Annotated in this window: 12 protein-coding genes; 5 read left to right on the forward strand and 7 right to left on the reverse strand. The window is 44.7% G+C overall.

The features are described 5' to 3' along the window. Nucleotides 1-90: 90 nt before the first annotated feature. On the forward strand, nt 91-2,136 hold the full coding sequence (locus AC3CID_RS08170) for a methyl-accepting chemotaxis protein (RefSeq protein WP_488526373.1): 2,046 nt from the start codon (nt 91-93) through the stop codon (nt 2,134-2,136). A 195-nt stretch (nt 2,137-2,331) separates the two neighbouring features. On the opposite strand, the gene AC3CID_RS08175 is transcribed toward AC3CID_RS08170, so the two are convergent. Beyond that, entirely contained in the window at nt 2,332-3,135 is an 804-nt protein-coding gene (locus AC3CID_RS08175) for a sterol desaturase family protein (protein ID WP_488526374.1), read from the reverse strand. 68 nt (nt 3,136-3,203) lie between these two features. On the opposite strand from AC3CID_RS08175, the gene AC3CID_RS08180 reads away from it, so the two are divergent. Both AC3CID_RS08180 and nagK read left to right on the forward strand, forming a co-directional pair. Next, nucleotides 3,204-3,950 carry a tRNA-uridine aminocarboxypropyltransferase gene (locus AC3CID_RS08180; protein WP_488526375.1) on the forward strand — a complete coding sequence of 249 codons (747 nt, stop codon included), beginning with the start codon at nt 3,204-3,206 and terminating at the stop codon, nt 3,948-3,950. 162 nt (nt 3,951-4,112) lie between these two features. Further along, nucleotides 4,113-5,021 (forward strand): N-acetylglucosamine kinase, encoded by a 909-nt coding sequence (gene nagK, locus AC3CID_RS08185; protein WP_171316372.1) that lies wholly within the window; start codon nt 4,113-4,115, stop codon nt 5,019-5,021. Nucleotides 5,022-5,194: 173 nt separating this feature from the next. Here nagK and AC3CID_RS08190 read toward each other — a convergent pair whose 3' ends face one another. The 6 genes from AC3CID_RS08190 to AC3CID_RS08215 all read right to left on the reverse strand — a co-directional run bounded on the left by AC3CID_RS08190 (nt 5,195) and on the right by AC3CID_RS08215 (nt 10,538). Next, nucleotides 5,195-5,461: a DUF2960 family protein gene (locus tag AC3CID_RS08190; protein WP_004733780.1), complete on the reverse strand. Its 267-nt coding sequence runs from the start codon at nt 5,459-5,461 to the stop codon at nt 5,195-5,197. 273 nt (nt 5,462-5,734) lie between these two features. Continuing rightward, entirely contained in the window at nt 5,735-7,552 is a 1,818-nt protein-coding gene (locus tag AC3CID_RS08195) for a bifunctional molybdopterin-guanine dinucleotide biosynthesis adaptor protein MobB/molybdopterin molybdotransferase MoeA (RefSeq protein WP_488526376.1), read from the reverse strand. Further along, the gene (gene mobA, locus AC3CID_RS08200; protein WP_488526377.1) at nt 7,552-8,136 is read right to left on the reverse strand and encodes a molybdenum cofactor guanylyltransferase MobA; all 585 of its coding nucleotides are present in this window, start codon (nt 8,134-8,136) and stop codon (nt 7,552-7,554) included. Before mobA ends, AC3CID_RS08195 begins: the two co-directional genes overlap by 1 nt. Beyond that, nucleotides 8,114-8,833: an energy-coupling factor ABC transporter ATP-binding protein gene (locus AC3CID_RS08205; protein WP_171308280.1), complete on the reverse strand. Its 720-nt coding sequence runs from the start codon at nt 8,831-8,833 to the stop codon at nt 8,114-8,116. The genes mobA and AC3CID_RS08205 overlap by 23 nt, the downstream gene beginning before the upstream one ends. A 10-nt stretch (nt 8,834-8,843) precedes the next feature. Continuing rightward, nucleotides 8,844-9,542, reverse strand: a complete 699-nt coding sequence (locus AC3CID_RS08210; protein WP_017068184.1) for an ABC transporter permease — start codon at nt 9,540-9,542, stop codon at nt 8,844-8,846. Between the two features lie 189 nt (nt 9,543-9,731). Then, nucleotides 9,732-10,538 carry an ABC transporter substrate-binding protein gene (locus AC3CID_RS08215; RefSeq protein ID WP_017077255.1) on the reverse strand — a complete coding sequence of 269 codons (807 nt, stop codon included), beginning with the start codon at nt 10,536-10,538 and terminating at the stop codon, nt 9,732-9,734. A 303-nt stretch (nt 10,539-10,841) separates the two neighbouring features. Here AC3CID_RS08215 and AC3CID_RS08220 point away from each other — a divergent pair, with 303 nt between their 5' ends. Both AC3CID_RS08220 and AC3CID_RS08225 read left to right on the forward strand, forming a co-directional pair. After that, complete coding sequence (locus tag AC3CID_RS08220) at nt 10,842-12,305, forward strand: sigma-54-dependent transcriptional regulator (protein WP_488526378.1); 1,464 nt, start codon at nt 10,842-10,844, stop codon at nt 12,303-12,305. Beyond that, the gene (locus AC3CID_RS08225) at nt 12,295-14,322 is read left to right on the forward strand and encodes a sensor histidine kinase (RefSeq protein ID WP_488526379.1); all 2,028 of its coding nucleotides are present in this window, start codon (nt 12,295-12,297) and stop codon (nt 14,320-14,322) included. The genes AC3CID_RS08220 and AC3CID_RS08225 overlap by 11 nt, the downstream gene beginning before the upstream one ends. The last annotated feature ends 238 nt before the right edge of the window (nt 14,323-14,560 follow it).

Raw genomic sequence — 14,560 nt, forward strand, 5'->3', positions numbered from 1 at the left:
ACAAAAAACTGAAATAAAAACGTCATCAAGGACTTCTAGTATACGAACTAACTTAAGGATATCTCTTTTCGTAGTCAAACTGGATTTCACATGCCCGACACAAATTTATCAATAAAACCCTCACGTTATACATTTTCGCTCATTCAAACCGTCACTGCTGTATTTATTTCCATACTTTTACTCGTTAGTTTTTTATCAATGGTTAGCATTCGGGGAGTTGAACGGGTCGGGGGACATTTTGACGCACTTTCAGAACAAGCATTACCCCTTGCCTTGCACAACGCCGAATTAACGCAAAGCGTATTAGAGCAAGTGAAACTTCTCACTTATAGCACCCAGTCAACCGACTTAGATGCGCTGAATTCGACAAGGGTTTCAATTGACCAACTCGCAACAGAGAGTAATACCACGCTTGAGGAACTCCTTTTTATCTCCCAATCTTTTCCTGATGCGATCTCTTTAGAGCAACAACAAAACCTTATTGATGATATGGCGCAACTGCAAACCATGACTAATACGGTACTGCTGGCACAGATTGAGATTCAAAGTAAGCAAAACCTAATCGACAGTAAAATGGGCGAGTTTCGTTATGGCGTTGGCTCGATCGGACCTGAAATGAACCGAATCAGCTCATTCTTGGTTGAAGACAACCCAGAAGCGAGCGATGCAGCGAACCGATTTACATCCAGTGCGTCTGCTATGGCGAACACCTTCTTGATGTTGATGATGCAATCTGACATTGATAAAGCACAAGACGAATACCGTCAATTGAGAAACCGAATCGCAGGCCTTAACTTGGCTTACAGCGATTTTGCCGATTGGCACCCAGACATCGCTGAATTCGCAAGCTTGACGGCGCCTTACGAAATGGTGAAAGAAGGCTTCACCGAGCAAGGGATAATCAAACAAATCCTCTTGAAACTCGAACTGGTTCAGCAGCAAGAGCAAAACTTAACGCAAGTCATCACCCTAGCGAATACCGTCATCAGCACATTGAATCATTTGTCTTCTACCGCTTCCCACCTGATTGATGAAAGTGAACTGGTTGTAAATCAAACCATCACCAACATCGATCGTGTGTTGTTTATCAGTGGGCTAGTGATTGCCGTTATCATTGTGATCTCATGGTTCGTGTTACGCCGTTGGATGAATAAAGGGCTTAAAAATATTACTCAACAACTGAGTTCGCTCGCAGATCATGATTTCTCTAAACAAAGTGAACTACTCGGGCCGCTAGAGCTGCAGGTTATTACTTCGAAGCTAAATACGGTCGTTGATTCCACCGCGGATTCGGTTCGTTTGGTAACGCGTAACTGTGAAACGCTTTATCAAACGGCTGAAGTAAGCCATGACGCCGCAGAGCAAACCAATTCAAGCTTGAACGAGCAGAACGAATCGCTACAGAATATGATCACCACAATTACAGAACTTGAAGCATCCATTGGTGAGATTGCTCGTATCTCGAACGCATCGAATGACGACGCGCAGATAGCAGAAGACGAATCAGTCAATGGTAGCCAAGTGGTCGGCCTTAATCAGAAGCGATTACAAGCACTCGAGCAATCTCTTAGCCTGAATCAAGAATCGATGATGGACTTGGATATTCGCGTTAAACAGATTCGTGAAATGGTCGACGTGATCAGTGGTATTGCTGAAAACACCAACTTACTCGCATTGAATGCCGCAATAGAAGCAGCGCGAGCAGGAGATCAAGGCCGCGGGTTTGCAGTGGTTGCCGATGAAGTGCGAAAACTGGCGAGTGGTACCTCCCAACAAACCACCAATATTCGCAACATGATGAACGAGCTAGTAGCGGCAGCTGATCGCTCACGTGCTTCTGTAACGGAATCTAGAAGCGAAATGGCGAATGCACTGGAAACCAGTGGCGATGTAAAGCAGGCCTTCGAGAAAATCGAATTCGCGGTTAGCCAGATCAAAGGGCGTGTTGAGCAAATCATGGTGGCAACCGAACAACAAGCCCGTGCGACTGTCGATGTAACGCATTCTATCACTCGCGTGTCTGAGCAGGGGGAGAATACTAAGCTGCAACTTGAATCTATGATCGAGAGTTCAGAGCAAGTTGGTGAGATAGCAGGACACCAACAAGCTATGCTTCACAAGTACGTGCTGAGGTAAACGAGCGTGCTGAAATAAAGTAAACGATTCTGCCGAGTTAGCCAAACAGTACAATAGTGAAGCACTAATCTACCGCCGCTTTTAGTTCTATTGATACAGAAACGCCCTTAGATTCTTGTAAGAATTTAAGGGCGTTTTTTGGAAATTAAGTAAGTTCGATCTCAATACAAGCTTGAGAATCAGGTGTATTAGAACCTAGTCTTTCGTTGCAGGGAATCGTGCAAATGGCTGACGTAACATCAGATCTAACCGTTGTTCTTTACCATCTTGAATCTCTAGAACGCCAATCTGAACGTTATCGTGGCCAAGCTTTGGTTGAGCGCGGTAAGTCTTAAACCAAATGTCCCACACAGATAAAAAGAAACCAAAGTTTGAATGGGTTTCTTTCACAATGACCGAGTGATGAACGCGGTGCATGTCAGGTGTCACAATCACTTTTCTCAATCGCTTATCAATCCATAGCGGAAGACGTGCGTTGCTGTGGTTAAACATCGCACTCGCATTAAGAACAATTTCAAATATCACAACCGCAATGACAGGGACACCAAGTGCGATTACCAAACTCACTTTGATGAGCATTGAAAGAATCATCTCAATAGGGTGAAAGCGCGTTCCGGTTGTGACATCGATATCTAGGTCCGCATGGTGAACTCGATGTAGCTTCCACAACCAAGGAACACGGTGAAACACCAAGTGCTGCAGGTAAATGGCGCAATCTAACAGCAATACGCAGATCAAAATGGTGAGTCCTTTAGGAAGTGACAGAGTATTGAACAGACCCCATTGGTTTTCTTGTGCAATGACCGCCGCTTGGAATGCTGCGATAGGAATTAGAGTGGCTAATAGAAAGCTGTTCAAAGCAACCAGCGCAAAGTTATTCCCCCAACGAAACCATTTGCTTTGAGTCAGTGTTTTACGCGGAAAACGGCATTCCCAAAGCGCACACAATCCAAAAACGACAATAAAACAAACAAGGCGAAGCAGTGATGGGTCTTGCATGGGAATTCCTTCTATCATTCTAAGGACACTGTAAGTACAATCGTGCCACTTTTCTAGAGTTATCGTTATTGTCCATGAGAATCCACGCTTTTCACCGTTTATATCAACATCGTTTATCCATTGCTACTAAGCCGTTTAATGCACGCGGTTGTAAAGTGGTTCGATGTGAGTATTGCAAAATCAAACAAGACAGCTGTATCTGTGAACATCAACCTAACGTTGATACGAACGTCGCCACCATGTTGATCTTGTCAGATAACGAAATCTTGAAACCAAGTAATACAGGGCGACTCATTGTCGACACGGTTAAGGACAGCTACGCCTACCTTTGGCACCGTACTGAGCCAAATCAAGAGATGTTGGAAGTCCTCAAAGATGACAAATACCAACCTGTGATCGTATTCCCTGAAGACTATACCGACGACAAAACGCGCGTAGTTCAAGATCTGCCACAAATGCGCGACCCAAACAAAACACTGTTGCTGATTTTCATTGATGGCAGCTGGCGCGAAGCACGACGTATCTTCCGTCGCTCAGAGTATTTGCAAGATTTACCTGTGTTGTCGATTGAACCGGAATCGGTTTCTCAATATATGATGCGTAAGTCAGACAACGAACAACATCTATCAACGGCCGAAGTCGCGAGCTTAGTTTTGAAACAAGCCGGTGAAGAACAGGGCGCTAAGACTTTACAGCTATGGTTTGAAGCATTTCGTGAAAGCTACATGTTGAGTAAGACACGTTATAAATCGGATCCAACCAAACCAAGCCTGAATGCTTTCATAGAGCATACTAAAAGTGAGACGTCACTCTAACCTTTAACCGCTTTGTGCTGACTTGTTGTTCAAACAGATTCGAACACGAGATAAGTTTGTTATCTATCACGGTTTGTAGGGGGAGTGTTATGGATAATGCTTCCTAGTTGTTTAATTTAAAAATTTATTTGCCCGAATTTAGGGAAAAATTGGAGAGATTTCATGTATTACGGCTTTGATGTTGGCGGCACAAAAATTGAGTTTGGTGCGTTCAATGAAAAACTTGAGCGAGTAGCAACCGAACGCGTACCAACGCCTACTGAAGATTATCAACTGCTACTTGATACGATTGCCGGTTTGGTAAAAAAATACGATAGCGAATTCTCTTGCGAAGGCAAAATTGGCCTTGGTCTTCCTGGTATGGAAGATGCGGACGACGGCACCATGCTTGTTGTTAACGTACCGGCTTCAACAGGTAAGCCATTACGCAAAGACTTAGAAGCGTTGATTGGTCGTAGTGTTAAAATCGAGAACGATGCGAACTGTTTTGCGCTGTCTGAAGCGTGGGATGATGAATTGAAAGATGAACCATCAGTAGCTGGCCTAATTCTAGGTACTGGTTTTGGTGGTGGTTTGGTTTTTGATGGCAAAGTATTCTCAGGACGTAACCACGTTGCTGGCGAGCTCGGCCATATGCGTCTTCCTATTGATGCATGGTTCCACCTTGGCGACAACGCACCGCTATTGGGTTGTGGTTGTGGCAAGAAAGGTTGTTTAGATAGCTACCTATCTGGTCGCGGCTTTGAACTGATTTATGAGCACTACTTCGGTGAGAAAAAGAAAGCGATTGAAATCATCGAAGCGTACAACGAAGGCGAAGCAAAAGCAGCTGAGCACGTTGACCGTTTCATGGAGCTATTGGCTATCTGTTTTGCGAATCTGTTTACGGGTCTTGACCCACATGTTGTTGCACTGGGTGGCGGTCTTTCAAACTTCGAACTTATCTACGAAGAAATGCCAAAGCGTATACCTAAGTACCTACTGTCTGTAGCGAAGTGTCCTAAGATCATCAAAGCGAAACACGGTGATTCAGGCGGCGTTCGTGGTGCTGCATTCCTTAACATTAAGTAATCGAAACTTAACGTTAAGCTAGTTAAAAAGCACAAATAAAAATGCCGCAATCTCGAAAGAGGTTGCGGCATTTTTATTTGTTTGGTTTTCGTTTCTTTAGCTCTTAACTTCTTAGCTCTCAAGTGCAAACGAAAAGCTAGAAGCTACAGATCGAGAAAAAGAAGCCAGAGGGCTTACTTCTTCTTTTTACCAACACCAAGGTTGTCTTTTTGCTTCAACGTAAGCTTAGTAAAGCCTAGCTTACGGAAATAGTTGTCTTGGTAGTTACGAACCGCTTTAGTATCAGAAATAAACTCAAGCTGTTGCTCAGTTTTTAGATACTCAGTGATGTCGATACCTTCAGCTGCAGCGACAGCTTCTTGGATCGTGCGGTGTTCTTGTTTCGAAAACAGTAACTCTTTGTCTTCGTCTTTGTAAGTGTACAGAATGGTACGAGCCATGATGCTCTCCAATAGAATTATTACTTTGCGCGCACTCTACATAAAAACAGTACGTGGCTCAAGGTTATGATAAAAAATCTTAAGATTATCGTTCTTCAGGCTTATCGCTATTTAAGCTTTTCGTCTTTTAAGGAACGAACAGGTTGTCTTTTACAAAACGAACAGAAAAGAAAGCCCCATAACATCGAAAGCTCGATAGAAGGGGCTTCATCTATGTTTTGGCAAAGAGCTTATAAAAAGCGGCCAAGTCAATTTAGGTGTTTGAGCTTTGAATCAAACGCGACCTTGTAGCGGAATGATCGTCACTGTCTCGCCAACTTTCACAGCATCAACCGCTGGCGAGATTTCGATTAAGCAGTTCGCTTCGCTCATTGAACGTAAAATACCTGAACCTTGCTTGCCCGTCGTTTTTACTTCAAGCACACCCGATTCATTCATCGAGAACACACCACGGCTGAACTCAGTACGACCTTGGCGTGAACGCAATTGTTCAGTCGCTACCGCGTTCGCTTTAACTGGTGTCCAGTTGGTTTGACCTTGTAGCTTACGGATCGCTGGCTCTACAAAGTTAATGAACGACACCATCACAGCAACTGGGTTACCCGGTAAACCGAAGAAAGGTTTGTCTTCAATTTTGCCGTAAGCAAGAGGGCGACCCGGACGCATGTTGATGCGCCAGAAGTTAATCTCACCCAGCTTATCTAATGCGAGTTTGATGTAATCAGCATCACCGACAGACACACCACCTGAAGTCAGAACCATATCGGTCTCTAACGACGCAGCGTGAAGTACATCCATCATCTTTTGTTCGTCATCTTCAATGATGCCGTAGTCAACAATGTCACAACCTAGCTTTTGAAGCATGCCGATGATCGTAAAACGGTTCGAGTCGTAGATAGAGTTCGGCTTCTGCTCGCTACCCGGTGCTTGAACTTCATCACCCGTAGAGAACACACCGACTTTTACCTTACGTAGAACAGGGCAGCTACCAAAACCTAACGACGCCATCATGCCCATTTCAGGTGCTTCGATGCGTGTACCACGAGTAAAGACAGGTTGGCCGATTTCTAAATCTTCACCAGCCATACGGACATTTTGTCCAATTGTGATTTTCGCACCTGGGAAGCTAACCTTATCGCCATCTTGGACGGCTTGTTCGCGCATCACAACAACATCAACGCCTTCAGGCATTGGTGCACCCGTCATGATCTTAACGGCTTCACCTTGTTGAACAGTTTGCTCGTAGCTGTGACCAGCCATAACTTCAGCAACCAGTTGGTAACTATCCAGTTCTAAATCTTCACTACGAATTGCGTAGCCGTCCATTGCTGAGTTGGTGTTTTGAGGCACATTGATTGGCGAGATTATATCTTCAGCCAAAACACGACCGTAGCCCTGCAATAGTTCAACTCTCTCTGTGAGATCGAGCGCGTCAATGCTATCAACAATCTTTTGTTGGCCTTGAGTAACGGTTAAACCAGCAGGAGAGAAGGAGTCACAACATACAACAGGTGAATCGTCTTTTGAAGATGAACACGACGCTGTTTTGCTTGTTTTCGATGAAGGGTCGAATGACTGAGCATATTCAATGATGAAATCACGAATTGCCTCTAAGTCGCTGATCGCCATTTGTGGCAAGTCTGATTCAACTTGGCTGTCTGCAGCAATGGCAATAATGTTGTCATCGTTCGGGTATAACCAAGGTTTACCGACTTCATCTCTGTGCAATTCAATTTTAGGGAAAGCTATGTTCTTGCAGCCTTCAACCAAAATCAAGTCCAGCGTGTTGGTATCGAAACGTGTCAGAAGGTAATCAAAATCAGCTTCGGCTTCTGGCGTTTCTGTCATCATCACGTGACGGTTACGAGAAGCGATCAACATTTGATTCGCGCCCGCTTTACGTAAGCGGTAACTGTCTTTACCCGGCTTATCGACATCGAAATCGTGGTGAGCGTGTTTAAGAACACCCACTTTTAAACCCGCATTAGTCAGCAGAGGCAGCAACGCTTCAAGTACTGTTGTTTTGCCTGTGCCGCTGTAAGCCGCAAAGCCCAATAAAGGAAGGTTAGGGCGTTGTTTTGAATCTTTCATTATTGAAGCGTTCCAAATTGGGTGAGTTCTTCTGGCGTATTCAGATTAACAAAGCAGTTCGGCGCGTCGCTAAAGTCGACGTACTCAGTCACACACTCTTTGTACAGCAAGATGATCTTGCGGTCGCCACGCTCTAAAAACGCTTCTAACTTTGGCAGAACACGTTTGTGGAACAGGGTGAATACAGGTTGCTTAAATTCGCCATCGTGAGCCACAAGAATGTCGCTGTCTTCTTTTACTGCTGCACAAAAACGCTCAACAAGGTCGTCACTGATTTGAGGGCTGTCGCAAGGAACAAAGCCTACCCAATCTGTGGACGCGTTTTTAAGGCCAGCGTGAATCCCACCCAAAGGGCCTGGGTAGTCAGGGAAAGAGTCGGAAACAACCGGTGCAAATGCTTGGTAACTGTCTAAGTTACGGTTGGCGTTGATGGTAATGCTGACATCTTGTTGAGACAGCTTGTCTATAACGTATTGAATAAGCGGAGAACCGTTGAGCTCAACGAGTCCTTTATCTTTTCCGCCCATGCGGCTGGCTTGACCGCCAGCCAAAATAACCCAACTAGTTTGCGTTGGAAGCAGCATAAATATTCTCTTGTGCTTTGTTCTTTTTAATAACTTGAAGAAGCGGTGATTCGGTCAAAGTGTTGTCCTTGATCCACCACTGCTTCTTACATAAATCGGTTAGCGCGTTAGTTTGGTGGCTAGTGATGACCAAACTCGCGCCTCTCTGAAGAAGATCTTCGGCCATAATGACCAATCTTTCAATAGATTCTTTGTCTAAAGAAGCACTTGGTTCGTCCATCAGCAAAATTGAAGGCTTAAGAATCCAGGCTCGTGCCATTGCAACGCGTTGACGCTCACCACCAGACAACACAGAAATGTGTTCATCTGCCAAGGTTTCTAAACCTACCATTCTCAGCGCATTAATTATTTGAGCTCGCTTATCTTTTTGGCTCTCTTTGTTAAAGCGAATGCCATAAGCGACATTTTGGTATACCGAACCATCAAAAAGATAGGGGGTTTGATGCAGGTAGATAATGTCTTTGAACTTGAGCCTAGGGAATAAGATCTGCTGCCAACTTTGTGTCGGAGACTGAATGCGGCCAGAGCTTGGCTGAATCAATCCAGACAATATTTTAAGTAGGGTCGTTTTACCCACACCATTATCTCCTTTGAGATAAACGGCATCGTTGGGGCCGATCGACAATTCGGGAATATGGAACAAAACACGCTCTTTGTAGCGCATTGAAATTTGCTGCGTTGTTATTTTTATACTCATGACAGCGTTCCTAAGTTCTTAAATAGCCTTTTCCTCTCACACTGGAAAGGAAAAAGTTAAGGGCTAATGCCAATGCTAATAACACCATACCGAGGGCGACACCTTGAGCGAATGCGCCTTTGTGGCTTTCCATAGCGATAGCTGTTGGGATGTTTCTTGTCATCCCCATAATGTTGCCACCGACCATCATTGAACAACCAACCTCAGTGACGATACGAGAGAAGGCAGCGATAGTTGCCGCTAAAAGAGGGAAGCGCGTTTCCCAAATTAACGTACACGCCACACGAGTCGTTGATACGCCAAGCGTGCGCGCCGTTTCAACTGCTCGGCGGTCACTGGCTTGGAGAGCGCCGTGCATCATCGCGACTAGGATTGGGAAACAGATCAGCATCTGACCTAGAATCATCGCCTTTTGGGTGAACAGTAATTCCCAATCACCGAGTGGGCCAGAACGAGAGAGCATCATGTACATCAACAAACCGATAACCACGGTTGGGATAGCTTGCAGGGTGTTGATCACCGATAACAATGCCCACTTCCCGGGGAACTCGGTATAAGCCAATAAGAAAGCCATAAGGATTGCAGGAACAATCACTAATGAGATGGCGGACAAAGATACGCTGAAAGATACCGCGACGATTTTCCACAATTCGTGGTCAAAACTCACCAGTAGGTTCATTGCATCAATCGTTGTTTGCCATAGGGTCATGAAGTATCTCGTGTGAATCGATAATAGGTCTTTATCGGTAATGACTGATGTTAATCATAGCTGACACAAACTATTTGAGCTTGAATTGGCCAGCTATTGTTTTTAAGAGTGTTTCGTTAACTGTTTAGCTAAGTGTAGTGCTTGTTAGTTTTGGCTAGACCTTCAACGCTACGCTTTACTTACAACCAACTATTCTGCGCTCGCAACAAACAGCTGTTTGCCGTGCAGTTTAAAGTCGTTAATCAATTTCTGACCTTTAGGGTTTACCAGCCAGTCACTGAATACTTTCGCAGCTTGGTAGTTGATGCTCGGGTAGCGTTCTGGGTTAACAAGAATCACTTGGTAAGGGTTAAACAGGTTCTTGTCACCTTGGAAAAGGATTTTAAGATCCAATTTGTTTTGGTAAGCCAACCAAGTACCACGGTCTGTCATGGTGTAGCCTTGCATCTCTGACGCCATGTTCAGAGTAGGGCCCATGCCTTGACCAACACTGCGATAACCACCGAAGTTTGGTTCCATTTTAGTTTGTGCCCAAATACCCATCTCTTTCTTATGAGTACCAGAGTCGTCACCACGAGAAACGAAGGTCACGTTATTGTTCGCGATTGCTTTGAACACATCAGTCACTGCTTTTTGAGATTCGATCTTCGCTGGATCGCTTTGAGGACCAACAATGACAAAGTCGTTGTACATCAGCTTGCGAGGTAGAACCCCGTAACCTTGTTCAACGAAATTCGCTTCAGCCTTTGGTGCGTGAGTCATCACTAGGTCTACATCGCCATTCTCACCCATGCGAAGTGATTTACCTGTACCCGCCGCTAAAACATCAACTTTGATACCAGAATCTTTTTCGAACTCAGGTAATAAGTAGTCAAGTAGACCTGAGTGGTAGGTACTTGTGGTGGTCGCCAATTTGATATGGGTGGTGTCTTCCGCGCTGCTAGCCGTGTAACTGACGATAGATAGAGCTGCAATAGTTAGGGGAATTGCTTTCATTATTATTATGTCCATTCTGTTATAAATGAATGACATGCCTTCAGTTTTAAAGGGCTCACAAAAGGGCATGTGCATAAGACGCTAATTGTTGTAATTAGAAATCTACACCTTATAAGCAATCTTAATGCCAATAAATCATGCATCAGATCTCATTAAATTGCTGTTATTTCGGACAAAACTGCGTCATTTAGCCCTCTAAAATGAATCAAAACATGAGCTAGGACAAAATGTCGCACATTGTCCCTGTTGCACAAAAGGTTAATTGGTACACTCTGTCCCAACTTTCCCCACCGGCTAATCATTATGTCTTTACCTAGTTCATCTACACCCAACCTCAACCCGAACACATTGACTCAATATCAAGCGTTTTCCGTCTTGGTTGTGGATGATGAAATAGGTATGCAAGCTATTTTAAAGAAAGCACTGGGTAAGTTCTTTGGCAAGGTATCGAGTGCGGGGTCGGTTGAAGAAGCCGAAATACTACGTTCGAGCGAGCATTTTGATCTCATTGTTCTTGATATCAACCTGCCAGGTCGGTCTGGTATTGAGTGGGAAGAGGCGTTTAACGACAACGACAAACGTGCCGATGTGATTTTCATGACAGGTTATGCTGATTTAGAGATGACGATATCTGCGCTTAAGCTTGGTGCTTCAGATTTTATTCTTAAGCCGTTCAACCTCGAACAAATGATACAAGCGGTTCTGCGTTGTATGGACAAGCGCCTAGACCAAAGGATGCAATACGCGTTGAAGCGCGATGTTAGCCGTCATATCAAAACCGAACTGATCGGCAACTCAGATAAAACCAAACAGCTTAAACAACTCATCAGTCAATTCGCACCATCAAGAGCATCGGTGTTAATCGAAGGCGAGTCAGGGACGGGTAAAGAGTTAGTTGCTCGTGGCGTACATGAAGCCAGCAAACGAACAGGGCCATTTGTACCAATCAACTGTGGAGCGATTGCTCCTGAGCTTTTAGAAAGTGAATTGTTTGGCCACACCTCTGGTGCCTTTACTGGTGCGAAGAAAAACCGAGAAGGCCTATTTAGAGTCGCAAGTGGCGGCACACTGTTCCTTGATGAAATCGGGGAAATGCCACTGCCAATGCAAGCAGCGCTTTTACGCGTTTTAGAACAACGCACAATTCGTCCGGTAGGCAGTGAGAAAGAGATCGCGGTTGATGTACGAGTTGTAGCAGCAACCAACCGAAACCTTCAAGAAGAGGTCGACAAAGGACACTTCCGCCGCGATCTGTTCTACCGACTCAATGTACTCAAGATTGATGTCGTGCCATTAAGAGAACGTCCATCGGATCTGATTGAGCTGGTTCCATATTTCACCCGTTTGTTATCGAGTGAGCTGGGTGTGCCTGTTCCAAACTGGGCGCATGAAGATATCTTGGCGATGAACGAATACGAGTGGCCAGGAAATATTCGTGAACTTAAGAACTTAGTGGAACGTTGCATCTTATTAGACAAGCCACCAGCTCACTATTGGCGTGAGATTAACGGCGACCCAGCGCCCACCAGCATTTCAGTGACGGTGTCACACGGTGCTGAATTGCCTAATTTGGATAACAATGATGCCGTTGAAGGTTATCCGAACACTTGGACGCTCAAAGATGTTGAGAAAGCACATATAGAACAGTTGGTTAGTTTTCATGATGGAAACAAATCAGCGGCGTCTCGAGATCTTGGCGTTGCTCGTAAAACGTTAGAGCGTAAATACAAAGAGTGGAATACAGAAGGCTCTGAATATGCCGATTAGACGTCAATGGTGGTCAAAGTGGGCGTTCCGATTCAGAACCATGGTGCGGTATCGCCTGCTATTTTTAACGTCTGCGCCGATCATCTTAACTTTATGTGCTCTGGTTGCGATCACTTTGTACTGGTCTGTTCATTACACATGGCAGGGCGCATTGATCGATGTCGATGAGCGCTTGGATGTTGCCGACAACAGTATCCATCTAATTCAGAACCAACAGGCCTATAACGTTCAAGCATTTGCTGAGTCTTACAACTTCCGAATCAAACTCACGAGTGATATTTCGAAAGAAGAGCTCGCACGTTGGGTTTCTGAAAACAAATCTCGCTATGAACTCGATTTCCTGCGCTGGCGTAGCGTCGAGAGCATGGAGAAAAAGCTTGAATACCTCAACATGACACACAAAGAATCGTTCTTTAGTGTATTGAGCCAAAACGAACTCAACGATTTAGACCAAAACCTTGCCAGGCAAGCCGAAGTCCCAATGCTCAATAGTCTAAACGTTGAAACTCGGGGGTTAGTTAGCCGCACCGTTGTGTCGATTCGTGACAAGAATGATCACGTAATTGGTTTTCTTGATGGGGGGATCCTCCTTAATAACAGCACACAGTTGGTTGATCAGATCAGCAATCTCATTTATCCGCAACGCGAGGGGTTCAATCGTCGTATTGGCACCGTTACTGTGTTTCTTGATGACCTACGTGTCAGCACTAATGTACCGTTGAGCAGCGAAGAAAGTGCAGGGCGCGCAATTGGTACTCGTGTTTCTCACGAGGTTCATTCTAAAGTATTGAATGAAGGCAAAGAGTGGCTAGATAGAGCGTATGTTTACGACGCTTGGTACATCACTGCGTATCAACCGATTCATGACCAATTCGATAACGTCATCGGCATGCTTTATACCGGTTATTTGATTTGGCCATTGGTGGAAACGTACTTAACCAACCTTGGTGAAATCAGTATTACGATTGTGTTGTTGTTACTGGCTTCTGGTTTGATCGTTCACCGTGGCGCACGTGATCTTTTCAACCCAATTGAGCGCATCCATAAAGTCGTCAAGCTAGTACAGATGGGGCAAGACAAGCGAATCGGCACTCTTGGTTTGAACGATCAACACGAGCTGACTTTACTCGCTAAACAATTCGACAAGATGTTAGATTTGCTGCACGAACGTAATCAAGAGATCCAACAAGCCGCTTCAGAACTCGAATGTAAGGTTCATTCTCGTACTGCTAGCTTGAAAGAGAAAACCGAAGAACTCGAACTACATATCAAACTATTAAACCAAGCTCGAGACAAGCTGGTGGTCAATGAAAAATTAGCCGCGCTAGGCGAATTAACCGCGGGCATCGCCCATGAGATTAACAACCCGACAGCGGTGATTCTTGGCAACGTCGAATTGATGAAGTTTGAACTCGGTGACGAAGTCGCTCGTGTAGACGAAGAAGTCCACGCCATCATGGAACAGATCGACCGAATTCGAAATATCACACGAAGCCTGCTTCAATATAGCCGTCATGGCGGTGTACAAGATGAGATCACTTGGCAACACATTAATCCAATCGTGGATGAGAGTATTACGCTTGTCAAAACGGGGGCTAAGAAGAAGGGCATTGTGTACGTATCCCAACTGCACGCGAAAACGTCTGTCGAAGTGAACCGCAACCAATTGCTGCAGATTCTGGTTAATCTACAGATGAATGCGATTCACGCTATGGACGGAAAGGGCACATTGACTATTTCAAGTGAAGACTGGATTGAAAATGGCGTGTCTCATGGTGCAATCGTTCATGTTGAAGATGAAGGGTGTGGTATCAAAGAAGAACAATTGAAACGCATCTTTTCACCTTTCTACACCACCAAACGTGACGGTACAGGCTTAGGCTTGTCAGTATCTCAAAGTATCTTGAGCCAAACGGGCGGTGAGATACGTGTCGAATCAGAAGTTGGCAAGGGAAGCCGCTTTAGTATCTACCTTCAGCAAAAAGCGACACCACAGTTATTGGTGTCTAACCTATAATTTTTTTAGCTTTAAGCTCGAATCGAATCCAACCATATTATCACCTGATAATATTTCTACTGCGCTTGGGCTGTTACATGAACGTTTCAGCCCAAGCACGAAAATCCTGCACTACTAAACTATCGCCAACTAAATCTCAACCTCTGACTGTTTGACGAGCACCTCTTTTTAAATATGTAACACAGTGTATATCTTTTGATCTTGATGCATATCATCTGAACTGTACGGATTTTTGATA

It is taken from the genome of Vibrio sp. QJM3NY_21 (assembly GCF_057785975.1).